Source organism: Pseudodesulfovibrio aespoeensis Aspo-2 (assembly GCF_000176915.2).
Classification (GTDB): domain Bacteria; phylum Desulfobacterota; class Desulfovibrionia; order Desulfovibrionales; family Desulfovibrionaceae; genus Pseudodesulfovibrio; species Pseudodesulfovibrio aespoeensis.
Window position 1 is genome coordinate 1,518,213 of record NC_014844.1, and the last position, 24,143, is coordinate 1,542,355.

The window sequence follows — 24,143 nt, forward strand, 5'->3', positions numbered from 1 at the left end:
TGGTTTTGTCGTGAAGGCGTATGATCTTGATCAGCCCATGGATCGGCTCATCGACCTCGCCGTGCGGAAGTTCGGCCCGGTCGAGTTCCAGAAGGTTTCCCTGGGCGGTCTTTCCCTTGAGGTGTTGCAGGTCACGGACATGCAGCAATACATAGAAACGCTGGTCAACAGGACTCGGGCCGGGAAGACCGTCAGTCTGCCCCTGTGGGCCAAGGTGTGGCCGTCGTGTCTGGTGCTCGGCTACATGCTGTCGCGCTATCCCTTCCCCGAGGGATGCCGGATTCTCGAAATCGGCGCGGGCGGAGCGGTCAACGGCATGGTCCTGGCCAGCCGGGGGCTGGCGGTGACCATCAGCGACATCGACCCGGACGCGCTCCTCTTCAGCCGCATCAACGTGCTCAAGAACGGCCTTGAGGAATTCGCCACCATCACCCGCATGGATTTCACCCGAAGCGACGACGAGACCCGGTTCGACTGCATCGTGGGCTGCGAGGTTCTCTACGACGAGGCCGCCTACGAGCCCCTGATCGGCTTCCTGGATCGCCATCTGGCCGTGGATGCCTCGGCTGAAGTCTTTCTGGCTCTGGATGAAAAGCGGCAGACGCGCAAGTTTTTCACCCAGGTCGCCGAGCATTTCTCCATGGCCAGAACCTGCTCCAAGTATAATGAAAAGGTCACGGGCGAGGAGAGGACGGTCAATCTGTTCAGGCTCAAGAGGAAAACCGCGTGATCAAGCTCAAGGACTGCCCCAAGGCGTACACCTCGGACCAGGACAAGGCGTGCAGTCCGGCGGAGACTGTCAGGCGCGTGACCGCCCGTCTGGCCGAGGCCTGCCCCGATGTGCTCGCCGGGACCGAACGGGTGGACACGGGGCGGCTTGGCATTCCGGTCTTTGTCGGCATCTGCGGTGCCAAGGCCCGGCAGGTCATGCCCACCCGCAAGCAGATGGGCAAGGGGGCCTCGCCTGAACAGGCCGAGGCATCGGCCCTGATGGAACTGGTGGAGCGGTATTCCTATTTCAGCTTCTGGGCCGACGAGGGGAATTTCACCCGCCTGACATGGTCCGAGGCCGAGGAAAAATGGCCGGGACAGCTCATGGACATCCGGCTGATTGCGGCCTCGGTGGACGAGGCCATTGCAGACGAGGACGCCGTGCGTCTCATGGACCTCCATCGTTGGCGGTTCCATCATGCCCTTGACGTGGCCAGTGGCCGCCATGAGTATGTCCCCCTCGACTGGTTCAGGAAACTCAACGAGTTCAACGGATCGTCAGCGGGCAACACCTTTGAGGAGTCCATCTCCCAGGGCGGCTGCGAACTGGTGGAGCGGCACGTTTGCGCCCGCATCGACCGCTTAAGGCCGACCATGCCGACCATTGATCCCAGGTCTTCGGACGATCCGGTCCTGGCAAGACTGGTGGACTGTTTCGAGAAGAACGGCGTCACCCTGATCCTCAAGGATTTCAGCCTGGGCTACCCGGTTCCCACGGTGGCTGCCGTGGCCTGGGATGCCAAGACCTTTCCGGTCTTGAGTGAGATCGTGTTCACGGCTGGCACTGCGGCTTCGCCGGTCAAGGCGGCCATCCGGGCCATCACCGAGGTGGCGCAGCTGGCGGGCGATTTCGAGACCAGCCGGGTCTACGAGGCGTCCGGGCTGCCCAAATTCACCAGGGTCGAGCAGGCGCAGTGGCTTTGCCAGGGCCCGGTGGTCGGCCTCGACACCCTGCCGAGCGTGGAGGACAGGAACATCCGCCGGGAGCTGGCGACCCTGGCCGACGGGCTGGCCGAGCGTGGCACGCCGCTGTATTCCGTCAGCACCATGCACCCGGACATTGGGGTGACTGCCAACTACAATTTCGTTCCGGGATTCGATTTTCGCGAACGCACACCCAACCGCAGCATCGGGCTGTTCGTCGGGCGCATCCTGGCCGAGGAATCGGATTTCGACGAGGCCCTGGAAGGACTCGACGAGGTGGAGGATATTTATCCAGACGCCTATTTCATTCCTTTTTTCCGGGCGCTTCTGGCCTTGCGCATGGGTGATCCCGAATACGCCGTTGACCAGTTCGTCCTGGCTGGACCGCTCCAGCCCGCCAACGAGGAACGCGCCCTGTGCGCCTTTTACGAAGCCTACGCCCTGTCGCAACAGGAGCGCTGGGACGAGGTAGTGGCCCCGCTCGACCGCGCTCTGGCCCTGGACGACGAGTGCCGCGAATACTTCAACCTGCGCGGCGTGGCCCATTTCAAGGGCGGACGGTACAAGGACGCGGCCAGGGATTTCGAGGCGTCCCTGACCATAGACAGCGGATCGCCGCATGATCTGGCCAACCTCGGCCTGTGCCACAAGTTCATGGGCAACACCGTGGAAGCACTTGACTATCTCGGTGCTGCGCTTAAAATGGAGCCTGGGTTGGATTATGCCCGTGTCCATTACGACGAACTCAATCAATCCTGATTGGTTGAGGGACATGGCGGAACTGGGGCGGGCCGGTGACGGAGTTCATGGGAAATTCGTCGAGCGCTTGACAAAGGATGGCCTGTGGACGTAATGTCCCGTCACGGTTTTAGTTCGGATCAATATGGTATCGAGTAGCGGATCGCTGCTTAAACGGATATGGTTGTTCCGGGAAGTCCCCGGAGCTTCAGCATGACAAACATCCCACTAGGAGGATACAATGGCTGTTGTTGAATTTCAGGGCGCCAATTTTGAGGTTGATGAGGACGGTTTCCTGCAGAAGTTCGAGGACTGGACCCCCGCGTGGGTCGAATTCGTGAAAGAGTCCGAGGGCATCAAGGAGATCACCGAGGATCACCAGAAGGTCATTGACTTCCTTCAGGACTACTACAAGAAGAACGGCATTGCCCCGATGGTTCGCATCCTTTCCAAGGTTACCGGCTTCAAGCTGAAGCAGATCTACGAGCTGTTCCCGTCCGGCCCCGGCAAGGGTGCCTGTAAGATGGCTGGCCTGCCCAAGCCCACCGGCTGCGTCTAACCCACACGCCGAGCTTGATTGACAAAGGGCGGGAACGAAAGTTCTCGCCCTTTTTATTGCACTAGGGTGAGGGGGCCGCTTGGCGCGCCGACCTGCCGGATCGGGCCAGGAAGAAGCGGGGCGGAAAAGCTCTTTTTTTGCTTGCCAACCCATGTGTGTCTGAGTATAAGACCAAGTTCCACGCAATAAATATGACAGGAGAACGTCATGAAGAACGATATTCATCCCACCACGCACAAGGCCAAGTTTCGTTGCCACTGCGGTTACGAGGCCGAATTGACGACCACCAAGGGTGAAGAGGTTGAAGTTGAAATCTGCTCCAACTGCCATCCCTTCTACACCGGCAAGCAGCGTTTCGTCGACACCGCCGGGCGCATCGACCGCTTCCGCAAGAAGTACGCCCAGTTCGACAAGACTCCGGCTGGCAACTAGCTTTCCTTGCGGCGAAAGCCGTGACCATATGCCTTCGTTGGGATACCTTCCCGCGGAGGCATATTGTTTTGGCGACTGCGCTTTACAAATGTCGGGGAATTCTTAATTCTAACCCGGCTGGATGCGTGGTCAAGGGTGCTGCTGCTCGGGGTGGATTGTTGCCTTGGACGTGATTACCGGAGGGTAGCTACTTGAATATCCTGGGACTTCTGGCTCTGGCCGCACCGCAGGCCGTTGGCGGGCAGGCTGTCATCGAGGGCGTCATGATGCGCGCCAGGAATACGCTTGCCATCGCCATCCGCAAATCCGACGGGACCATCACCACCGAGGTGCGGCCATGGTTCACCCTGGTCCGGCATCCCTGGCTCAAGAAGCCTTTCCTGCGCGGTTTTCCCGTGCTCATGGAGACGATGGTCAACGGCATCAAGGCCCTCAACTATTCGGCCATGCAGGCGGCGGACGATGACGACGAGGACGGCGGCGAGCTGACCACCTGGCATCTGGTCCTGACCATGGTCCTGGCCTTGGGTGCTGCGCTTGGTCTGTTCGTGGTGCTCCCCCACTTTTTGTCCGTGGGCATGGAGTATATGGGCTTGGCCGGGGATGTGGATTCCCTGAGCTTCCACCTCTGGGACGGCGTCATCAAGATGGTCATTTTTGTCGGGTACATCCTCGCCATCTCCTACATCCCTGATATCAGACGCGTTTTTCAGTATCACGGGGCCGAGCACAAGGTCATCTGGGCCTGGGAAGAGGGTGGCGACCTTTCCCCGGCCTCTTCGCGCTTTCGCAGCCGGTTGCATCCGCGTTGCGGCACGGCCTTCCTGCTCTTTGTGCTGGCGGTGTCCATTCTGCTCTACACGGTTCTGGTGCCGTACCTGCTGACTTTTTATTCGCCCGAGCATTTTGTCTCCAAGCACCTGTATATTGTCGGTATGAAGTTGTTTCTCATGATTCCGGTGAGTTGCGTCGCCTATGAGATGATCAAGTTTGCCGGGAAGTACAGCGGAAACTCTGTCTGCAGGATGATGTGCTGGCCCGGCATGATGATGCAGCTTTTGACGACCAAGGAACCGGACGACAGTCAGATAGAAGTGGCCATTGCCGCGCTGCGGTGCGCTGTCAACGCCGAGGAGTGCTGATCATGTTCGGCAAGCTGGAAGATATCGAAATCAAATACGACAAGCTGGAGTATGAGCTGGCCCAGCCTGGAATATTCAACGACCAGGAACGCTACAAGAAGGTTTCCAAGGCGCATTCCGACCTGAGCGACGTGGTCGTCCTGTATCGCGAATACAAGAAATGCTCCAAGGATCTTGCGGAAAATCGCGAGATGTCCCACGACCCGGACCCGGAAATCCGCGAAATGGCCAAGGCCGAGATCAGCGAGCTTGAGGACCGCATCGAGACCCTTGAGGAAAAGATCAAGATACTCCTGCTGCCCAGCGATCCCATGGACGAGAAGAACATCATCCTTGAAATCCGTGCGGGCACCGGCGGCGACGAGGCGGGCCTGTTCGCGGCTGATCTCTATCGCATGTACACCCGCTACGCCGAGGCCAACCGGTGGAAGGTGGAGGAGATGAGCTCCAATGTCACAGGTTCGGGGGGGCTCAAGGAAGTCATTGCCAGCATTGCAGGCGACAAGGTCTACAGCAAGCTCAAATACGAATCCGGCACCCACCGGGTGCAGCGCGTTCCAGCCACTGAATCCCAGGGCCGCATCCATACTTCGGTGGTCACCGTGGCCATCATGCCCGAAGCCGAGGAGGTGGATATCGACCTTCGGCCCGAGGACGTTCGCGTGGACGTGTTCCGTTCGTCAGGGCCGGGTGGCCAGTCGGTCAACACCACGGACTCGGCCATTCGCGTCACCCACATACCCACCGGCATGATCGTCATCTGTCAGGACGAGAAGTCGCAGCACAAGAACAAGGCCAAGGCCCTGAAGGTGCTCCGCTCCCGCCTGCTCCAGCTTGAGCAGGACAAGGCCAAGGCCGAGGAGGACGCGGCCCGGCGCATCCAGGTGGGTTCTGGCGACAGGTCCGAGCGCATCCGCACCTACAATTTCCCGCAGGGGCGGGTGTCCGACCACCGCATCAACCTGACGCTGCACAAGCTGCCCCAGATCCTGGAAGGCGAGTTGGACGACCTGACCGACGCCCTGATCGGCCATTATCAGGCCGAGGCCATGAAGCGGCAGGGCGATTAGCGCATCGTCGGCAACCAGTATGGGTGTCACTGTGCAGGCCATTGTCCGGGAGTGCGAGGCCGGGCTGCAGGGCGTGGATTCGCCGCGCCTGAGCGCCCAGGTCCTGGTGGCCGAGGTTCTTGGTCTGACCCGGCTCGGGCTCAGCCTTGAGCGTGATCGCGCGCTGACGCCTGAAGAGACCGACCGCATCCGCTCCCTTGCCGCCAGACGCGCCTCGGGCGAGCCCCTGGCCTACCTCCTCGGACGCCGCGAGTTCTACGGGCTGGATTTCTCGGTCACGCCCGATGTCCTCATTCCGCGCCCTGAGACAGAGCACGTCATCGAGGCCGTCCTGAACGCCTTTTCGCCCGATACCCCCGTCCGCTTTGCCGATCTTGGCACCGGGTCCGGCATCCTGGCCGTTACCCTGGCCCACTGTTTTCCCCATGCCACCGGGCTGGCCGTCGACCTGAGCGGCCCGGCCCTGGCCGTGGCCCGGCGCAATGCTCGCGCTCACGGAGTCCACGACCGGATCGCCTTTGTTCAAGGCGATTTCACAGGTCCCATTCTCGGAAAAGGGCGCTTTGACCTCATCGTCTCGAATCCCCCCTATGTCACGGACGAAGAATTCGAACGGGCCAGCCGCGAGGTGACCGGGTTTGAGCCAAGAACCGCCCTGGTCAGCGGGCCGGACGGGCTTGATCATATCCGGGCCATGCTCCCGCGCGCCCTTGAGGCGCTCCGGCCTGGCGGACTCCTGCTCATGGAGATCGGTTGCGGACAGGTCGAGGGTGTGAATATTATAACGTCAAACCAATGTCTGGAATCCAGGGATGTTGGCGTCATCAAGGACCTGGCCGGGCATGATCGTGTCGTATCCATGCGACGGGCGTAATCGCAAAAATGCAACACTCCCGCGATTTGTTGTTGTAAAAAAACAATTATTTGCGCAATTGACACACTTTTCTAGAAAGTTTTATGAAAAATAAGTTTAATAAAATCATGGCTTTGTGCTATAATGTGGCTGTGGCATTGTTTTTGCTGTTATGTTCGGTGAATTAACCGGAGGGACAATGCTTCAGACCACCATACACAAATCAGTGCGTTGCACCGGGATCGGACTTCACAGCGGCAAGCAGGTGGAGCTTGTTCTCCGCCCGGCCACTGAGGACACCGGAATCCTCTTTTCGCTCCGCAATGATTCCGGTTCCACCTTCCTGACCCCCGCTCCGTCCCTGGTCGTCGAAACCGGGCTTGCCACCGTCCTCGGAGACGGGCACCAGTCCGTCGCCACTGTCGAGCACCTGCTGGCCGCAGTCAGCGGCATGGGCATCGACAACATCCATATCGAGGTGACCGGCAGAGAACTGCCCATCATGGATGGCTCCGCCGCCTCTTTCGTCTATCTGCTCAAGCAGGCCGGGCTACGCAAGCTCGACAAGCCCAGGACCGTCATGGCCGTCAAGAAGCCCATCGAGTTCGAGCAGGACGGCAAATACATCAAGGCGCGCCCCCACAACGGGTTCCGCGTGGACTACACCATCGAATTTGTCCATCCCCTCATCGGTTCCCAGCGGCTGGAGCTTGAGATCACCCCCAGAAATTTCGTCACCGAGATCGCCAAGGCCCGCACCTTCGGTTTCCTCAAGGAAGTGGATTACCTGCATGCCAACGGGCTGGCCCTGGGCGGATCGCTCGACAATGCCATCGTGCTCGACGAGTACGGTGTTCTCAACGCCGAGGGGCTGCGCTTCAAGGACGAGTTCGTGCGGCACAAGCTGCTTGATTTCATCGGCGACATGGCCGTGCTCGGCGCGCCGCTGCATGGGCATTTTGAGGTGTTTGCATCTGGGCACGCCATGAACAACGCGTTCCTGCGCCACCTGGATGAAAACCGCGACATCTACCTTGAACCCGTGACCCTGCCTCTGCCTGAATCGGCCAGGGAGCCCGTCCGTAGCGGACGCATGGTCCCCCCGGTGGCCGCCACCGCCTAGTTGCGTCACGAGACTGTCGTGATCTGAAGATCACCGAAAAACCCGCCATATGGCGGGTTTTTCGGTATCAGCGGGTGAAGATGAATTCGGCGAGTATGCCGCCGTGCTCGCTTTGCGGGAGTTTGCCCACGCCATGGCACTCGATCCCCGTCTCCGGGAGATGCATGCGCGACTGCAGGAAGGTCTTGAGATCCTGGATGCGTGATGCGCGCTGGACCTTGACGCGGTAACCAGTGGCTGCGGTCTTGTGGAGAAATTCGACCCTGACCAATCCCAGTGGACCGGCCTCGCATTCCACGACGACCTCGACAAGTCCCTGGCCGGTGGCGGCATCCGGGTGATGTGTCCTGGTCAACTGCCGCCGACACAGGGGGGTGAGCCATGGCTGGTAGGCGATGCGGCCCGTGCGTTGGCTGGCAAAGAGGGTGTTGATGCCCTCCGTGCAATCAAGGGCATCGAGATAGGCGGCGAAAAGGGCGGTCTCCCCGGCCAGGAGCGCCATGAAGCGGGGCAGGCGTGAGGCGGTGTCAGACACGGCCAGGGTAGGCCCATGGGGCCGGAACCTGTTCTCGAAGAGGGTCCGCGCTGTCTCGAAGGCGCTTGCCGCGGCCAAGCTGTCGGGAACACCCCCGCCTCCGCCGAATATCTCCTTGAGCACGATTTCTGGCGTGAGCTGTTTGATGGTGAAGGTCAGGAAAGATCCTTCGGGCGGGCGCGATTGGAGCTGCGCCAGGAGGCTGTGGCCGTCGATGAGAATCCAGGCCATGCCTTCGGACACCCATTTGACGAGTTTGCCTCGGACCTTCTGGCCGGGGCGGCGTCCCTGGCGGAACTGGTCCGAGCGACTCCCGCTGCCTCCGCCGGATCCTGCGAATCCCGAACCGCCATCGCGTATGCGCATCATCTCACCCGTTCCTGTCCCGCATCGGTTCACCTGCCCAATGGGGTGGTCGTCACGACTGGTCGATGATCAGGTCGATGTCTTCGAGGCTGAGGCCGGTGGACTTGGCGAGTTGCGCCGGGGATTTGCCAGCCCGGTGCCCCATGAGAATGATCTCGCGCATGAACTGGGGGGATTTGCAGTAGCCGTCGGCCTGGGTGACCAGTTTCTTCAGTTCCGCCACCCTGTGTTCGAGCTCGTTGTTCAGGGTGATCAACTCCTGCTGGCGTCGCTCAAAGGTGGCCACAAGCTCATTTTCGAGCTGGGTGTTGAACTGGAGACGCTTGATGAACTCCTCTTGCTTGATCTGGATGCCTGAGAGGAGCGCCTCGGATTTCTTCAGGCGCAGGAAGAACATGATCACCACGCCAAGGAGCACGACCTCGCTGATGGTGAGCAGGATGATGAGCAGATCGGACATCAGGGATTCTCGCGGGTTCGTGGTTGAAGCGGCGTGCGGTCAGGGACGGCGGAGGTCATATCTTGATGTCCACGATGTTGCCTGACCAGGGGGAGTGGCTGGACGGGGTGGTTTCGCCCTTGTCCTCGTCTTCCTTCTCCTTGCGCTCGTGCTCTGCCAGGGTTTGCTGCCCTTGCTGCTGGTGGCCGTCGCGGTCGAGCGGAGCGGTCTGCTCCTTTTTTTCGACCTGCTGGACCTTGCTCTCATTCTTTCGAATATACTCGTTGATGAGCGGCCCGAAAATCTGCTTCTTGATTTCCGGTCCTGCTTTTTCCGCATGGGCTATCTTCGCGACATAGGGCAGCTGCGATATGAGGACCGGAAGGTCCAGGGGAGTCGGACTCATGGCTCACCTCACAAGATATTGTTCGAACAAGATCGTATCGAACTGACCAAACCCCATGTATTGGTTGATGATTGCCAGCAGTTCCTGCTTGAGTTTGTCGCTGTTCTCCTTGTTGGAGAGAAACTGGAGATCCTTGTTTTTCAAATAATAGAATATGGCGTTACGAACGGTGTAGGTATCCTGCTTGAACTGTTTGGCCAAACCCTCGTCCTGGGTGCTGACGAGCACCCGGACTTCCAGGAATCGGATGACGTTGTCCTTGTCGCGCTGCTCGATGAGAAACGGGTCGAGGCGGATGAGGATGTCCAGCGTCTCCGCCGCCTCAGTTGGCGCGCTCGGGGCAGCCTTGGGAGGAGGCGGCGGCAGCGGCGGAGCCTCCGGCTCGCGACCGAGCAGGAGGATGATGATCACGACCAGGAGCAGGATCACGCCGAGAGCAATCAGGAACAGCCGATTCTTGAAAAGCGCCGAAAAATCGAATTTTTTCGCCGGGACGCTCTTTTCGAAAAGGGGCGTCTCCTCCTGGGCAAAGGCGACCTCTTCCTCTTCTTCCTCGTCTTCGAGAAAGGGGGCGTCGTCAAGGTCGAGATCGACCTTCTGCGTCGCCTTGCTGGCCTCGCTGTCGTCGAGCTGCGCCTTGGGCTGTCGGCCTCCGCCCGGAGTTGAATCCGGGCTCATATCATCAGCGTCGTTCGGGACAAGCAGAACCATGGTGTTCGCCTCTCAGGCCAAAAGCCGGAGGCTAACTGAAGATTTTTTCGATCTTCTGGCCCAGGGTTTCAGGGGTGAACGGCTTGACGATGTAGTTGGACACCTTGGCCTGCACGGCCTCGATGATGTTCTCCTGCTGCGCCTCGGCGGTGACCATCAGGAAGGGCAGATCGGCGTATTCCTCGCTGCCGCGGACCTTGCGCAAGAGCTCGATGCCCGACATGGTCGGCATGTTCCAGTCGGACACGATGAAGTCAATGTTGTCCTTGTTCAGCACTTCCCAGGCCGTGGAGCCGTCGTCGGCCTCGACGATGTTGGTGAAGCCGAGCTGGCGAAGGATGTTCTTTATGATCTTGCGCATGGTGGAGAAGTCGTCGACGACGAGGATGCGCATATTGGTGTCGTAAGCCATGGAGGTGCTCCTTTACTCTGTGCTACTCGCTTTCATAGCGGGCTCTGAATGTTTTTCTCAACTTTGTCAGGGCTTGGGAGTGAAGCTGAGAAACCCGGCCTTCGGTTATGTCCATAACTTCAGCCGTTTCCTTCATGTTCAGTTCCTCACCGTAGTACAAAGATATGACCAATTTTTCCCTTGGCGTCAATTCCTCAATGAGACTGGCTACTTTGTCAACTATTTCCTGAAAGGCCGTTGACTGGAACGGTTCGTCCTCGGTCATGGCCTTGCGGCCAATGACGTTTTCATGAAAGCTGTCGAGGCTTAAGCACATCTGGTTGTGCAGGGCTTCAAGTCCCTGGCGCACGTCTTTTTCCGACATGCCGGTAAGAGCCTGCAACTGCTCGGTCGTGGCCGGGCCGCCGGTTTCGTGCTCCACCTGCCGCTGGGCATCTTCAAGCGCCTTGACCTTTTGGCGCAATCCTCTGGAAAACCAATCCATCCGGCGCAGCTCGTCAAGCATGGCACCCTTGATCCGGTTTTCGGAGTAGGTGTCGAACTTGATGCCTCGCTGGGCGTTGTATTTGCCCAGTGCGTCCAGAAGACCCAGGCTGCCGGCGCTGATCAGCTCATTGAGCTCGACGCTTTGCGGCAGTTTCGCCTTGAGGCGAAGGGCGAGTATCCGGATTTTCGGCGCGTAGAAGCGGGCGATGTCTTCCCTGTCCCGTGACGAGAAGTCATCCCAGTTCTTGGCTCCGTTTTCCAGTTCACGCCACGGATCGTTCCTGGAAGAGCAGTTTTTTCCAGAAGAATTTAATATTGCCATCTGTGTTTGGTTCTACATGCCATCCGTTGATTGTTTGCGCGGCCTGTCTGACCGCCACGCTGGCCGGGGTCTTGGGATACCTGTGACAAAAGGGTTTTTGCGCGATGACCGAGTTGCGGACATTGGGGTCATAGGGGACAAAGCCGACCAGATCGAGGGATATGCCGTCCAGGAAGTGGTCGCAGGCCTTGAGCAGCTTGATGTAGACATCCTTGGCCGTCTTCCTGTCCTCCACCATGTTCACGAGCACGCGGAATCGCTCCACCCCGTGCTGGAGCTTGAGCACCTTGATCAGGGCGTAGGCGTCGGTCAGTGAAGTGGGCTCAGGGGTGATGACCAGCAGCCGCTCCTGCACCGCGAGGTTGAAATAGAGCACGTTGTCGTTGATGCCGGCCCCGGTATCGACGATGAGGTAGTCCACGGTGTCCTCAAGGGCGTCCATGGCATCGAGCAGGTCGAGTTTTTGCCCACGGTCCAGGTTGACCATGTCGCTGACACCCGAGGACGCGGGGAGAATTCTGAAGCCGTAGGGGGTGTCGAAGAGTATCCTGTCCAGGGTCATGTCCTCGTTGAAGAGGTGGAACAGGTTGCGCTCCGGGGTCAGGCCGAGAATGACATCGACGTTGGCCAGCCCGAGGTCGGCGTCGAGCAGAACAACGTTCTTGCCCGCCATGCTCAGGGAGTAGGCCAGGTTGACCGACATGTTGGTTTTGCCCACGCCGCCCTTGCCGGAGGTGACGGAGAGGACCAGGGGTAAACGGGAAGTCATGGCGTCTGTCTTTCTCCTTAGGGTTGGATGTCGCCGCCGGGCAGTTTGCGCATGAACAGCATCCGCCAGATCATGTCCTTGGTGGCGGGAGCGATGCTGTTCTTGAGATCAGCCCCGTACGAGAGCGCTGAAATGGGCAGCCCGCTGGCGAACGCCATGTTCAATAATGCACCAAATGTACAGGTTTCGTCGAGTTTCGTCCAGATAACGCTTGCAAGTTGTTCACTTTTGTATTTCTCCATGAACCGATCGAACTGGGTCTGGCTGTAATACGGGTTGAGAACCAGGTGGATGGACAGGTTTTCGCACGTGGAAAGCCCGTAAAGGGCGGTGAATTCTTCAAGGGTTGTATTGCCGGGAAGTCCGGGCAGGTCAATGAGAATCATGTCGAATTGGTCGGCCTCGCGACGCAGGAGCATGAAGTCGTCGCGGGTCATGAGCTCCCGAAAGGCAAGGCAGGAGAGTTCGGCATAGTGTTTGAGGACAAGCCGCCCTTTGCCGCGTCCGCCGTCAGCTGTGGCCAGGCAGATGCGTGCCTTGGGGTTGCTCTTCTTTTCCCTCAGGGCCAGCCGGATCAGGCTGGAGGTCTTGCCCGCTCCGCCGGGGCCGGCAAAGGCGTGGATGACGCCCGGCCACCTGCTGGCCTGAAAGGGTTTCACTTCAACCATGGATTCGAGCACCGTGATGATGGAGCGGTCGGCATCCTCGCGCAGTTCGCAGAATATTCGCGTCATGGCCCGGTCGTCCACGTCCTCGCGCTCCAGGTATTCCAAGGCCAGCCGCTGCTTGGGCGTGATGGTCTCGCGGTCCATCTGCGGCCTCATGAGCATCATGATCTGATTCTTGATCTGGCTCCACTCGCGCTGCCAGCCCGCTGTGCCATGCAGGGCGTCCTCGACCACGTCGTTTCTGGTCCTCGCAGTCGCGGCTGCCGGGACTGAATCCACCGCGGCCACGACCTCGCAGCATTTGCTGCCGTTTTCCGTGACGGTCTTGTTGGAGAGGATGACGGCATCCTTTCCGAGATCGGCCTTGACCAGGGCGAATGCCGCAGTGGAGTTGGCGGCGCGGAAGGTCTTCATTCTCATGTTCTATTCCTAGAAATCAACGGTTGCTGCAGACTGGATCTTGATGTCTGCAGGAATCTCGGCCTGAGATATGACGGCAAGGGTCGGGATGAACCTGTTCAGAAGCTGGGCGAGCTGGCTTCTGATCTGCGGCGTCACCAGCAGGACCGGCTGGCCGTCAGCGACCATGGCGTCCTCGGTGGCCCGGTTGATAGTCTGGATGATCTGCTGGGCCATGCCCGGCTCAAGGGCCAGATAGCCGCCCTGTTCCGCCGGGCGCATGGCACCCGCGAGGATCTCGTCCACTTTGGGGCTCAGGGTGATGATGGGCAGGATGCCTGTTTCGCCAAGGTAGGGGTTGATGATGGTCCGGCCCATCTTGGCGCGGACGAATTCCGTGAGCTGGGCCGGGTCCTGGGTGGCCAAGCCGTAGTCGGCCAGGGTTTCCACGATGGTCAGCAGGTCGCGAATGGAGACCTTCTCCTGCACCAGATGCTGGAGGACCTTCTGGACGCCGCCGACATTGAGCACCGAGGGGACGAGGCTTTCCACGGCCTTGGGTGCGCGTTTGGTGAGGTTGTCGAGCAGTTCCTGGGTCTCCTGGCGTCCGAGGAATTCATGCAGGTTGCGGCGGAACACTTCTGTCAGGTGCGTGGCGATGACCGTGGACGGATCGACCACGGTGTAACCCGCCAGCATGGCCTCTTCCTTCTGCGCTTCGGGTATCCAGACCGCGGGCAGGTTGAAGGCCGGTTCCACGGTCTCCACGCCCTGGATGCGCTGCTTGGCATCGCCCGGATCCATGGCCAGATAGTGGTCGATGAGCAGTTCGGCCTGGGCCACGGGGTTGCCCTTGATGACCACGCGGTATTCGCCCGGCTTGAGTTGCAGGTTGTCGCGCAGGTGGAGCGAGGGGATGACCACGCCCATGTCCAGGGCGAATTGGCGGCGAATGGAGCGGATTCTCGAGAGCAGGTTGCCGTTTTGCTCCTCGTCCACCAGCGGGATGAGGCCGTAGCCGACCTCCAGCTCCAGCTGATCAAGAGGCAGAAGCATCTGCACCTCTTCGGGCGTGTCGAGGGTGGCGTTGTCGCGGGCGTCCTTCTTGTCCTCGAGGGTCGTGTTCATGGCGTTCTGCTGCTTGGCGGACAGGTGTCCCACGGTATAGACGATAACCGCAAGGGTGAGGAAGGGTATGGTGGGCATGCCCGGAACGATGGCGAAGATAACCAGGATGCCCGACACCAGCTTGAGCGCTCGGTGGTGGTATGACAGCTGGCCTATGAATTCCTCGCCCATCTTGGCCTCGGCTGCGGCGCGCGAGACGATGATACCCGCCGAGGTGGAGATGATCAGCGACGGAATGGTGGCGACGAGACCGTCGCCGATGGTCAGCAGGGTGTAAGTCTGGGCGGCGTCCATCCACTCCATGTTGTTTTGGATCACGCCGATGAGGAATCCGCCGATGATGTTGACGCAGGTGATCATCATGCCTGCCTTGACATCACCGGAGACGAACTTGCCCGCACCGTCCATGGCACCGTAGAAGTCGGCTTCCCGACGCATGTGGTCGCGCCGTCTGGTGGCCTCTGCCTCGTCGATGAGTCCGGCGTTGAGGTCTGCCTCGACAGCCATCTGCTTGCCCGGCATGGCGTCCAGGGTGAAGCGGGCGGCCACCTCGGCGATGCGCGTGGTACCGCTGACGATGACTGTCTTGTTGAGGATGAACAGGATCATGAAGATGACAATGCCGATGACGTAGTTGCCGCCGACCACGAACTCGCCAAAACTTTGAATGACCGACCCGGCGGCGTCGGAGCCCTCGTGGCCGTGGAGCAGGATGGCGCGCGTGGTGGCCACGTTGAGGGAGAGCCGAAGCAGGGTGGTGACCAGGAGCAGCGACGGGAAGATGGAAAATTCCAGGGGGGAGATCATGAACATGGTGGTCACCAGGATGACCAGCGCAAGCGATATGCTGACGGTCAGCATGAAGTCGAGAAACGGCGTGGGCAGTGGGATGAGCATCACGAAGAGGATGGTCACAACGCCGCCAGCCAGGAGGATGTCGCCCTGTTTGGTGAATTTTGAGTAGTCTATCTGGGGGATGAGGGACTTGCTTGAAGGCTGAGCCATGTTTTTGACACCTCTTGGACGGTCTTGAGTCGTTTGCCGGAGGTGTCTTTTGCCTGCAACCCCTAGCGTCTCTTGAACTTGTCAAGTTTTGCGAGGATCGCGGCAACTGCCTGGAACATTTCCTCCGGGATTGTTTCCCCGATTTCGACCTGTTTATACAAAGCCCGTGCCAAGGGAGGGTTGACTTCGATGGGAATGCTGTTTTCTCTGGCAACCTCCTTGATTCGTTCGGCAACCCGGTTCACGCCCTTGGCCAGCACCAGGGGGGCCGGGGCCACCAGGGCGTCATATTGGAGGGCCACGGCGAAGTGGGTCGGGTTGGTGATGACCACGTCCGCCTTGGGAATGTCCTTGAACATCCGGCTGGCCATCATCTGGAGCATCTTTTGCTGCTGTTTCCGTTTGATATGCGGGTCGCCCTCGGCCTGTCTGCGCTCGTCCTTGATCTCGTCCTTGGTCATCTTGATGCCCTCCTCGTACTTCCAGCGTGAGTACCAGAGGTCTGCTATGGCGATGAGCAGCATGGGCACCAGCGCGTAGCAGGCCATCTTGTAGCCCACGCCGAGGATGTAGGCGATGATGCCGTGGGTGCTGGCGTGAAACAGGGGGAGCAGGTTGGGCAACTCCTGCTTGATGACGATATAGGGGGCGATGCCAACGGCCAGGGCTTGCAGGATGCTCCTGCCGAGTCTGACAAACGCCTGGGGGCTGATGAGCAGCCGCTTGAGCCCTGCCACGATGTTGAACATCTTGGCGAATTTCGGCTTCATCGGCTTGGTTGTCCAGAGCCCGCCGACCTGAAGGCGCAGGGTCAGCCATGCGGTGAAGGCGAGGACAAAGAGCAGGGGCAGGACGATGATGGCCAGTTTCTTCACGCCCCAGACAAACAGGGCATAGGTCGTGGACGGGTCGAGTTTGGTATGGATGCCTTCGCGGAAGGTCCATTCATAGATCTCGATGAACTGGTCCTGATAAAAGCCAATGAGAGAGCGCAGGGTGAGCACGCCCATGAGCAGGACGATGGCCTTGGTCAGCTCGGAGCTCTTGGGGACGTTGCCCTCGTTTCTGGTTCTCTTGCGCCGCTTTGTGGTGGCTTTTTCTGTTTTGCTCGGATCCTGGGCCATGGTCCATGCCCCCTAGAGCGGCGATCCGGCTTTGAGGATGCCCCGGAAGAGCGGGGTCAGATCCTGGATGAATTCCTGCACATAGAGGGACATGATGGTGAAGAGGAAGCCCAGGAAGAAGAAGCCGACCGTGATCTTGATGGGAAAGCCGAGGATGAGCACATGCATCTGGGGCGCGGCCCTGGAGATGAGCGCCAGGGCGAGATCGACCAGAAACAGGGCGGCCATGACCGGGGCCGCGATCCTGATGGCCAGGGTGAACATGATGGCCGAGAGGCTCAGGAACTGGGTGGCCAGGCTCGGCGTGATCAGCAGTCCGCCCGGAGGAATGTACTGAAAGCTCATGCCCAGGGCGTTGATCAACTGCAGGTGGCCGTTGAGGACGAGGAAGGTCAGCATGGTGCACATGTAGAGGAAGTGGGCGGTCACGGCATTGGTTGTGCCTGAAATGGGATCGACCACGCTGACCATGGCGAATCCCATCTGAAACCCGATGATCTGGCCGCCGAACTGGATGGCGCCGAACAGGAAGTTGACGGTCAGACCGAGGATGAGGCCGAGCAGAACCTCACCCAGGAACATGATTGTGATGTCCAGTCCATTGGCAGGAAGCATGCTGCCTGGGAAGGAGAGCTGCGGCCACACGGCCAGGGACAGGACCAGGACCAGGGCGCCTTTGACCAGGGTGGGGATCGAATTGCCGCCAAAAAACGGCATCAGGAAGAGCACGACGCTGATGCGGAACAGCGTCAGGAAAAAGCTCAGCATGTCGCTGGGGTTGAATCCGAAAATTTCCATCAGGCTCTCATTGCAAAACCCGAACCAGTTCGTGCCGGGGCGGATGTCATGTCATACAAGGAAAAGGCCCTCTTGGAAAGTCCGGTTCCGAGAGGGCCTGTCTGGATCATTGCCTGGGCGGCTAGTTCAGGATGTAGCGCTTGGGGTCCACCGGCACGCCGTTGAGGCGCACCTCGTAGTGCAGGTGCGGCCCGGTGCTTCGCCCGGTGGTGCCCACGTAGCCGACCAGTTCGCCGCGGGTGACGACCTGTCCGTCCTTGACCGAGATGCGGTGCAGGTGGGCGTAGCGGGTGGAAAGGCTGGCGTTGTGCTTCAGGCGGATGGTCAGGCCGTAGGAACCGTCGCGTCCCGTGAAGGTGATGGTGCCGCGCGCCGGGGCGTAGACAGGAGTGCCGCGCGGGGCGGAAATGTCGATGCCCTTGTGAAATTCCCGCTTGCCGGTGAACGGGGAGGTCCGCCACGCGAAGCCCGAAGTCACCCAGCCCGAAGTGGGCCAGATGGAGGGGGTGGCCTCAAGGATGTTCTGGTTGTTGCGCAGGGTGTGCAGGATTTCCTGCTGCCTGACTTCTTCGAGCCGGGCCTCCACATTGAGCTGGCGGAGGAACTCGTGCATCTTTCGGGCGAGCAGCTCCTGGCGGTAGAGGGGCAGATAGCCCTTGGAAAAGTTCTCGTTGGCCGAGCCGCCCTTGGGCGCGGTGGCCTGGCTGCCGTCCTGGTCAAGGTTGATCATGACCCTGAGCTTGGAGTCGAAGTCCCGGATGCGGTCCAGATTTTTTTGCAGGGAGGATATTTTTTGTGAAAGGCTGAGGAGCTGGGTTTTCTGCTCCTGAACGGTTTTCTCGGCTATGCCCAGGCCCTGCTCGACGCGGGAGTGGCGGGTGTATTTGTTCCAGAGGACTATGTTTCCAGCAGCCATGCCGACAACAAGAATGAGCAGGGTTGCGATGAACCAGCCTCGCAGCTGGAACTTTTTGCATGATCCCTGTTTATCCTTGAAGACGACGATGTGGTATTTTCTGAAAAGCATAGCCTTTCCAGTCGGATGTTATGGTTTCAATAGGACAGATTCCTCGACTAACGTTCTATTAGTCTAGAGCTTTTTGCATGTCAAGTCGAGTTGGTGGCGAATGACCGCGTTGAACACGTTGTTTTTCATACGGTTATCGTTTTGCCATGTTTGGTGCAGCCAGTCGTGGATTTCATCACGCCTGGTCCGTCCGTTGGAAGGGCAGGTGTTTTCCCAGACCGGGAGCTCCCACTGTTTGGCCGCCCTGATGACGGTTTTCTTGTCCAGCAGCATGGTGGGGCGGATGACGTTGAGCCTGCCGTCAAAAAAAGGTTCATTGACCGAGAGTCCCTGGACGCGACCGTTTTGGAATATGTTCATGAAGAAGGTGACCACGTTGTCATCGGCGTTGTGGCCAAAGGCGAGGTGGGTCAGCCCGTAATCCCGACACAGTTCGAAGAGTCGTTTGCGCCGCAGCATGCTGCAATAGAAACAGGGGGATTTCTTGCGATTCTCCTCCGAGTGGGCGCGGGGGCCGTAGTCCGTAACCTCGATGTGGGCGGCGAGCTTGTGGCTGGCGCACCAGTCTACGAGCGGAGCGTGGGAGGCTGTGTCGAAGCCCGCGTTGATGTGCAGGGCCATGAGTTCCACGGGGAAGGGCATGATCGCCTGGCGGATGGTCAGCACCTTGAGCATCAGGAAACTGTCCACCCCGCCCGAGGCGGCGATCCCGATGCGCGCCCCGTGACTGACCATGCCGGTGCTCTGCATGAGCTTGCCGGTGGCGCTGACGCACTGTTTTTGCGCGAATGTGAGTTTGCCCCACGAGGCCATGTATCGTTCCCTTGATGTCTTTGCTAGGATGGCGGGCCCGGTATGGCAGATAGACGATTCCAGCTTGACTTGCAAGTGCGGCTGGGGCATTTTAACTAGCTTGCATGCCGGACAAGGCCCTGCCGCGGGCCGATACGACACGATTCGATCCGGTACCCGTCTGGAGGGCTGCCTTTTTGAAGAGAATATTTCTGGCTCTGATCCTGGCGCTGGTGGCCGCGATGGCCATCGGCATATCCTGGCACGCGACCAGCCAACATCAGAGCATTGATCGGACCCGCTGGCTTTCGCGGCCTTTTGCCGGTGTCACTTCCATCCACGTCCAGAGTCCCGTGGGCAGCTACATGCTCAATGCCGTGGCTTCGGGCTGGGAGGCCCATGTGCCTGGCACATCGTGGAATTTCGTGGCGCGCGTGCTGCCCGAGAGGGTGGCCGACTACCTTGGGAGGCTTGAGGGGCTGACACTCCAGCGATCCGTGGGCGGTTTCGATCAGGGAGGGCTTGGCGCCTACGGGCTTGACGATCCGGTCTTCAAGGTCATCATCGCCTTTGGCGACAAGGACAAGAACCCACTGACCATCAGGCTGTCCGCCAACGATTCCGGCAATGTCCGGGGGTGGAATTCGGACAATCCCGGACTGGTCTACGAATTTGACGCCGGAGCCATTGAGCAGCTCGGCCTGCCCGCGGCCTGGTTTTTCGACACCCGTGTCTTTAATTTCGATCAGGAGACGGTGGCCAAGGTCCAGCTGGTGCAGCCGTTCGGGTCCAGCTGGCTGGTGGAGAAGCGCAAGGAAGGGTATTTCTTCAGCCTGCCCGGCTATCTCAAGGACAAGCCCGCTTCGGATTCGGCGCTCAAGCTTTATCTGCACTCCCTGGCCCTGCTCAAGGCCGGTGCCCTGGCTCTTGAACCCATGGATGTGGACAAGCGCATGCCCGCGCTGACGATTCGCATCTGGAATGGCAGGAGCGAGACGCCGTCCACGGTCGATTTCTACACGGTGAACGACAGGCCGGACATCTATGTCGGCCACTCGTCCTGGCTGAAGATTCCCTTCACGCTCGACCCTCAGAGCGTCGGACAGCTGGTCAGGAGCGCCTTTGACGTGCAGGGGCGGACAGTGGTCAAGCTCGACATCGGGATCGTGGCCCGGTTCATCGTCAACCATGGCGGCACCGAGTACGTGGTCGAGCGCGGCGAGACTGGCTGGCGCATATTTGGCAGCAATATGGACATTTCCGGCATTGACATGTCGCTGTGGCGATTTACTGATTTGCAGTTCGAGGCGCTGCCCCTGAACACTCTGCCGGAGAGTGCGGTGGAACTCATGCACTGCAGGCTTGTTGACAAGAGCGGCGAGAAGCTGGCCGCCCTGATTTTCTATGCGGACCCGAAACTGCCCCAGGGGCAGTGCTGGCTCAAGAATGGCGGCGGCATGTACTACCCGGTTTCGAGCCGGCTGCTCAAGGACCTTCAGGGTCTCTTCCCCGTCCTCGCGACGGCAGGCAGCTAGGCCCGGACCTGCAATACGATCCAAGGAGAATGACATGGCACGGATTACCGTTGAAGATTGCCTGGAAAAAGTGAGCAACCGTTTTCTCATCACCCAGATGGGCATCAAGCGGGTCAAGCAGTATCGCGAAGGATACCTGCCCCTGATCGAGTCCAAGAACAAGGAGATCGTCAACTCCCTGCGCGAGATCGCGGCGGGCAAGATTCTGCCCGACCAGCCGATTCCGGACGTTGAGATCGATTATGATTCCTTCGAGGGTTCCAAGATCTAGTCATGGCCAAGCGCGATTACTATGAAGTCCTGGGGGTCTCGCGTGAGGCTGCGCAGGACGAGATAAAAACGGCCTACCGCAAGCAGGCGTTCAAGTTCCATCCCGACCGCAATCAGGACGATCCGGACGCGGAATCAAGGTTCAAGGAGGCCGCCGAGGCCTACGAGGTGCTCGGCAATGCCGAAAAACGGCAGACCTACGACCGCTTCGGCCACCAAGGGGTGAATGGCAACGGGTTCTCCGGCTTCTCCAGCAGCGAGGACATCTTCGGGGCGTTCAGCGACATCTTCGGCGAAGTCTTCGGGTTCTCCGCAGCGGGCAGGGGGGGGAGCAACCGTCCCCGGCCCGGTTCAGACCTGCGCTACAACCTCGACGTTACCTTCAGGCAGGCCGCCAAGGGTGCCGAGGTGGACATCCGCATCCCGGTCGAACAGACTTGCGACACCTGCAACGGCTCCGGTTCTACCCCCGGCACCAGGCCGCAGGCCTGCTCCCAGTGCGGCGGCTCGGGCACCATGCAGCAGTCCCAGGGATTCTTCCGCATTTCCGTAACCTGCCCGCAGTGTCGGGGAGCCGGGTCCATCATCACCGATCCCTGCGGCGAGTGCATGGGACGCGGCACGGTCATCAGGGACAAGGACCTCAAAGTCCGCATCCCTGCCGGGGTGGACAACAACTCCCGCCTGCGGCTGCGCGGCGAGGGCGAGGCCGGCATGTTTGGCGGTCCCCCCGGCGACCTCTACGTGGTCATCCGCGTGGAACCGGACTCGGTTTTCGAGCGACAGGGACAGAACCTGATCATCAGCCGCGAGATATCGTTTGTGGAGGCGGCCCTTGGGCATCGGCTCGAAGTGCCAACCCTGGATGAGCCGGTGAACCTCGACATTCCCAAGGGCAGCCAGAGCGGCGAGGTCTTCCGGTTGCGCGGTCTGGGGCTTCCGCATCCGGGCAGCTCCCACCAGGGCGATCTGCTGGTCGAGATTCGGGTCAAGACCCCGACCCACCTGAACAAGCGCCAGGAAGAGCTGCTGCGGGAATTCTCGGAGATCGAGGCCAAGAAACTGACAACCAAGGCCAAGGATTTCTTCAAGAAAGCCAAGGGCAAGGTGATGGGAGAGTAACGTGTCCGACGGATTTTCGCACATGGACGCCGACGGCAATGCGCGCATGGTCGATGTCTCGGCCAAGGGCGACACCCTGCGCACGGCCATTGTCCGCTGCGAGGTGCGGCTCGCGCCGAAGACAATGACCCTGCTGGTGCAAAACGCGCTGCCCAAGGGCGACGTGCTGACCACGGCCAAGATCGCCGGAATCCAGGCGGCCAAGCGCACGGCGGACATGATCCCCATGTGCCACCCGCTGCCCATCAGCCATGTGGACATCCGCTTTGCCGTGGATGAGGCCGGGGCGGTCATCACCATCGAGGCCGAGGTGCGCACCGCCTACAAGACCGGCGTGGAGATGGAGGCCCTGGTGGGTGCCCAGATCGCCGCGGCCACCATCTACGACATGTGCAAGGCCGTCCAGAAGGACATTGTCATCGACAACTGCCGCCTCGTCTACAAGAGCGGCGGCAAGAGCGGCACCTTCACCGCCCGTTAGCAGGCTGTTGAAAAACGTCCGATTGCTGCGTTGCTTCAAAAAGGTCAAATCCTCACGTACTGGAAGTACGCTTCGGCCTTGACCTTTTTTTGCGCCTTGCACTCGAACATTTTTGAACAGCCTGCGAAAGTGGTTTTTTCAACGGTCTCCTAGGTTTCATTGCAATCAATAAAAGAGCCGCCGTCCCATCCGGGACAGCGGCTCATTTTTTTGCTTCAGGGGAAACCTACCAGACCGACCGGGTCTGCACCCCGGCCTCGGCCATGTGTTTCTTGAGGTCGGCGATGGTGTATTCGCCGTAGTGGACGATGGAGGCAATGAGCGCCGCAGAGGCCCGGCCCGTGGTCACGGCGTCCACCATGTGCTGGGGCGTTCCGGCCCCGCCCGAGGCGATGACCGGGATGGTCACGGACTCGGCCACCAGCCGGGTCAGTTCCAGGTCATAGCCGTCCCTGGTGCCGTCGGCGTCGATGGAGTTGAGGCAGATTTCGCCTGCGCCCAGGGCCTCGCCGGTCTTGGCCCACTCGACGGCGTCCATGCCCATGTACTTGCGGCCACCGTGGATGACGATCTCGAATCCGGACGGGATGGTCTCGGACTTTTCCACCCGCTTCACGTCCATGCCCAGCACGATGCACTGGGAGCCGAACCGGGTCGCGCCCTCGCTGATGATGTCCGGGTTCTTGACCGCGCCGGAGTTGACCGAGACCTTTTCGGCCCCGGCCACGAGCACGTCGCGCATGTCATTGACGGTGTTGATGCCGCCGCCCACGGAAAAGGGGATGAATATCTGGGAGGCGACCTTCTCGACCACGTCGAGGAAGATGCCGCGCGCCTCGTGGGAGGCGGTGATGTCGTAGAAGACGATCTCGTCCGCGCCTTCCTCGTAATATCTCCTGGCCGTTGCCACCGGGTCGCCGATGTCCACGTTGCCCTCGAACTTGATGCCCTTGGTCAGACGCCCGTTGCGGACATCGAGGCACGGGATGACGCGCTTACTCAGCATCGGCGGCCTCCTGGCAGTATGCGTGGAAGTTCTTGAGCAGCTTGAGTCCGGGTCGGCCACTCTTCTCCGGGTGGAACTGGACGGCCCAGAGCCCCCGGCGGCCATGCACCGAGCAGAAGTCAATGCCGTAGCGGGTGGTGCCGATGATGAACTCCGGGCTGGGCGCGGGGTAGTAGCTGTGGACGAAGTAGAAGTCCGCGTCCGGATCAATCCCGGCGAACAGCTCGCACTCCTGCTTGAGTTCCACCTGGTTCCAGCCCATGTGGGGGACTCGGATGGGCACGCCTTCGTAATCTGTCCAGGACGGGTTGAACAGCCTGCACTCGCCGGGGATGATCTTGAGCGCCCTGGTGTCGTTTTCTTCGCTGTAGTCGAGCAGGATCTGGCAGCCCACACAGATGCCGAGCACCGGCTTGTTCTGCCAGATGAGGCTCTTGATGACCTCGTCGAGCCCGGCGGAATGCAGTTCGTCCATGGCCTGTCCGGCTGCGCCGACGCCGGGGAAGATGATTCCCTTGGCCTTGTTCAGCGTGTCCGGGTCATTGGTGATCTGGTTGGGGATTCCCAGGTGTTCGAGTGCCCGGTGAACACTGGTCTGGTTTCCCGCCTTGTAGTCGAATATGGCGAGCATTTGTCCCTCCACTCAATTTCATTCAGTACAGCGACTAGTAAAAAACGATGCGGATAACAAGGAGTTTCTTCGCGTTTTCACACGGGGCATCCAAGGGAG

At 60.0% G+C, this 24,143-nt stretch carries 27 protein-coding genes; 12 read left to right on the forward strand and 15 right to left on the reverse strand.

Features of this window, described 5'->3' with window-relative positions:
* The first annotated feature begins 10 nt into the window (after window positions 1–10).
* The 8 genes from DAES_RS06795 (at window position 11) to lpxC (ending at window position 7,612) form a co-directional block, all read left to right on the forward strand.
* Window positions 11–730: a class I SAM-dependent methyltransferase gene (locus DAES_RS06795; protein ID WP_013514293.1), complete on the forward strand. Its 720-nt coding sequence runs from the start codon at window positions 11–13 to the stop codon at window positions 728–730.
* Complete coding sequence (locus DAES_RS06800; RefSeq protein WP_013514294.1) at window positions 727–2,454, forward strand: YcaO-like family protein; 1,728 nt, start codon at window positions 727–729, stop codon at window positions 2,452–2,454. The genes DAES_RS06795 and DAES_RS06800 overlap by 4 nt, the downstream gene beginning before the upstream one ends.
* 220 nt (window positions 2,455–2,674) lie before the next feature.
* Complete coding sequence (locus tag DAES_RS06805) at window positions 2,675–2,992, forward strand: TusE/DsrC/DsvC family sulfur relay protein (RefSeq protein ID WP_013514295.1); 318 nt, start codon at window positions 2,675–2,677, stop codon at window positions 2,990–2,992.
* 207 nt (window positions 2,993–3,199) lie between these two features.
* On the forward strand, window positions 3,200–3,424 hold the full coding sequence (gene rpmE, locus DAES_RS06810) for a 50S ribosomal protein L31 (protein ID WP_013514296.1): 225 nt from the start codon (window positions 3,200–3,202) through the stop codon (window positions 3,422–3,424).
* A 191-nt stretch (window positions 3,425–3,615) separates the two neighbouring features.
* Window positions 3,616–4,566, forward strand: coding sequence for a DUF1385 domain-containing protein (locus DAES_RS06815; RefSeq protein ID WP_013514297.1), 951 nt, complete (start codon window positions 3,616–3,618; stop codon window positions 4,564–4,566).
* A 2-nt stretch (window positions 4,567–4,568) separates the two neighbouring features.
* Window positions 4,569–5,636 (forward strand): peptide chain release factor 1, encoded by a 1,068-nt coding sequence (gene prfA, locus DAES_RS06820; RefSeq protein WP_013514298.1) that lies wholly within the window; start codon window positions 4,569–4,571, stop codon window positions 5,634–5,636.
* A 19-nt stretch (window positions 5,637–5,655) separates the two neighbouring features.
* Entirely contained in the window at window positions 5,656–6,510 is an 855-nt protein-coding gene (gene prmC / locus DAES_RS06825; RefSeq protein ID WP_013514299.1) for a peptide chain release factor N(5)-glutamine methyltransferase, read from the forward strand.
* Window positions 6,511–6,688: 178 nt separating this feature from the next.
* Window positions 6,689–7,612: a UDP-3-O-acyl-N-acetylglucosamine deacetylase gene (lpxC, locus tag DAES_RS06830; RefSeq protein WP_013514300.1), complete on the forward strand. Its 924-nt coding sequence runs from the start codon at window positions 6,689–6,691 to the stop codon at window positions 7,610–7,612.
* Window positions 7,613–7,679: 67 nt separating this feature from the next.
* Here the strand turns inward: lpxC and DAES_RS06835 are convergent, their stop codons facing one another.
* The 13 genes from DAES_RS06835 to DAES_RS06895 all read right to left on the reverse strand — a co-directional run bounded on the left by DAES_RS06835 (window position 7,680) and on the right by DAES_RS06895 (window position 19,020).
* The gene (locus DAES_RS06835) at window positions 7,680–8,516 is read right to left on the reverse strand and encodes a hypothetical protein (protein WP_013514301.1); all 837 of its coding nucleotides are present in this window, start codon (window positions 8,514–8,516) and stop codon (window positions 7,680–7,682) included.
* A gap of 49 nt (window positions 8,517–8,565) precedes the next feature.
* Complete coding sequence (locus DAES_RS06840; protein ID WP_013514302.1) at window positions 8,566–8,973, reverse strand: hypothetical protein; 408 nt, start codon at window positions 8,971–8,973, stop codon at window positions 8,566–8,568.
* A 55-nt stretch (window positions 8,974–9,028) separates the two neighbouring features.
* Window positions 9,029–9,358 (reverse strand): hypothetical protein, encoded by a 330-nt coding sequence (locus DAES_RS06845; RefSeq protein WP_013514303.1) that lies wholly within the window; start codon window positions 9,356–9,358, stop codon window positions 9,029–9,031.
* A gap of 3 nt (window positions 9,359–9,361) precedes the next feature.
* Window positions 9,362–10,069, reverse strand: a complete 708-nt coding sequence (locus DAES_RS06850; protein ID WP_013514304.1) for a flagellar basal body-associated FliL family protein — start codon at window positions 10,067–10,069, stop codon at window positions 9,362–9,364.
* Window positions 10,070–10,100: 31 nt separating this feature from the next.
* Window positions 10,101–10,481, reverse strand: a complete 381-nt coding sequence (locus tag DAES_RS06855) for a chemotaxis response regulator CheY (RefSeq protein ID WP_013514305.1) — start codon at window positions 10,479–10,481, stop codon at window positions 10,101–10,103.
* 22 nt (window positions 10,482–10,503) lie between these two features.
* Window positions 10,504–11,289 (reverse strand): FliA/WhiG family RNA polymerase sigma factor, encoded by a 786-nt coding sequence (locus DAES_RS06860; RefSeq protein ID WP_013514306.1) that lies wholly within the window; start codon window positions 11,287–11,289, stop codon window positions 10,504–10,506.
* Window positions 11,231–12,058, reverse strand: a complete 828-nt coding sequence (locus tag DAES_RS06865; protein ID WP_013514307.1) for a MinD/ParA family protein — start codon at window positions 12,056–12,058, stop codon at window positions 11,231–11,233. The genes DAES_RS06860 and DAES_RS06865 overlap by 59 nt, the downstream gene beginning before the upstream one ends.
* A 17-nt stretch (window positions 12,059–12,075) precedes the next feature.
* Window positions 12,076–13,146: a flagellar biosynthesis protein FlhF gene (locus DAES_RS06870; RefSeq protein WP_013514308.1), complete on the reverse strand. Its 1,071-nt coding sequence runs from the start codon at window positions 13,144–13,146 to the stop codon at window positions 12,076–12,078.
* A gap of 9 nt (window positions 13,147–13,155) precedes the next feature.
* Window positions 13,156–15,258, reverse strand: a complete 2,103-nt coding sequence (gene flhA / locus DAES_RS06875) for a flagellar biosynthesis protein FlhA (protein ID WP_013514309.1) — start codon at window positions 15,256–15,258, stop codon at window positions 13,156–13,158.
* A 62-nt stretch (window positions 15,259–15,320) separates the two neighbouring features.
* Complete coding sequence (gene flhB / locus DAES_RS06880; RefSeq protein ID WP_013514310.1) at window positions 15,321–16,382, reverse strand: flagellar biosynthesis protein FlhB; 1,062 nt, start codon at window positions 16,380–16,382, stop codon at window positions 15,321–15,323.
* A 12-nt stretch (window positions 16,383–16,394) separates the two neighbouring features.
* Window positions 16,395–17,180 carry a flagellar biosynthetic protein FliR gene (gene fliR, locus DAES_RS06885; RefSeq protein WP_013514311.1) on the reverse strand — a complete coding sequence of 262 codons (786 nt, stop codon included), beginning with the start codon at window positions 17,178–17,180 and terminating at the stop codon, window positions 16,395–16,397.
* A 121-nt stretch (window positions 17,181–17,301) separates the two neighbouring features.
* Window positions 17,302–18,207, reverse strand: coding sequence for a M23 family metallopeptidase (locus DAES_RS06890; RefSeq protein WP_013514312.1), 906 nt, complete (start codon window positions 18,205–18,207; stop codon window positions 17,302–17,304).
* Between the two features lie 63 nt (window positions 18,208–18,270).
* Entirely contained in the window at window positions 18,271–19,020 is a 750-nt protein-coding gene (locus DAES_RS06895) for a tRNA lysidine(34) synthetase (RefSeq protein ID WP_013514313.1), read from the reverse strand.
* A 176-nt stretch (window positions 19,021–19,196) separates the two neighbouring features.
* On the opposite strand from DAES_RS06895, the gene DAES_RS06900 reads away from it, so the two are divergent.
* Genes DAES_RS06900 through moaC form a run of 4 tightly spaced genes read left to right on the forward strand, consistent with a single transcriptional unit; the run spans window position 19,197 to window position 22,407 of the window.
* Complete coding sequence (locus DAES_RS06900) at window positions 19,197–20,534, forward strand: DUF4340 domain-containing protein (protein ID WP_013514314.1); 1,338 nt, start codon at window positions 19,197–19,199, stop codon at window positions 20,532–20,534.
* 34 nt (window positions 20,535–20,568) lie between these two features.
* The gene (gene rpoZ, locus DAES_RS06905; RefSeq protein WP_013514315.1) at window positions 20,569–20,805 is read left to right on the forward strand and encodes a DNA-directed RNA polymerase subunit omega; all 237 of its coding nucleotides are present in this window, start codon (window positions 20,569–20,571) and stop codon (window positions 20,803–20,805) included.
* Between the two features lie 2 nt (window positions 20,806–20,807).
* Window positions 20,808–21,926 carry a molecular chaperone DnaJ gene (gene dnaJ, locus DAES_RS06910; RefSeq protein ID WP_013514316.1) on the forward strand — a complete coding sequence of 373 codons (1,119 nt, stop codon included), beginning with the start codon at window positions 20,808–20,810 and terminating at the stop codon, window positions 21,924–21,926.
* A gap of 1 nt (window position 21,927) precedes the next feature.
* A complete protein-coding gene (gene moaC / locus DAES_RS06915; RefSeq protein WP_013514317.1) occupies window positions 21,928–22,407 on the forward strand; it encodes a cyclic pyranopterin monophosphate synthase MoaC in 480 nt (159 codons plus the stop codon).
* A gap of 226 nt (window positions 22,408–22,633) precedes the next feature.
* On the opposite strand, the gene hisF is transcribed toward moaC, so the two are convergent.
* Both hisF and hisH read right to left on the reverse strand, forming a co-directional pair.
* Window positions 22,634–23,413, reverse strand: a complete 780-nt coding sequence (gene hisF, locus DAES_RS06920) for an imidazole glycerol phosphate synthase subunit HisF (protein WP_013514318.1) — start codon at window positions 23,411–23,413, stop codon at window positions 22,634–22,636.
* Window positions 23,403–24,044 (reverse strand): imidazole glycerol phosphate synthase subunit HisH, encoded by a 642-nt coding sequence (hisH, locus tag DAES_RS06925; RefSeq protein ID WP_013514319.1) that lies wholly within the window; start codon window positions 24,042–24,044, stop codon window positions 23,403–23,405. The genes hisF and hisH overlap by 11 nt, the downstream gene beginning before the upstream one ends.
* Between the last annotated feature and the right edge of the window lie 99 nt (window positions 24,045–24,143).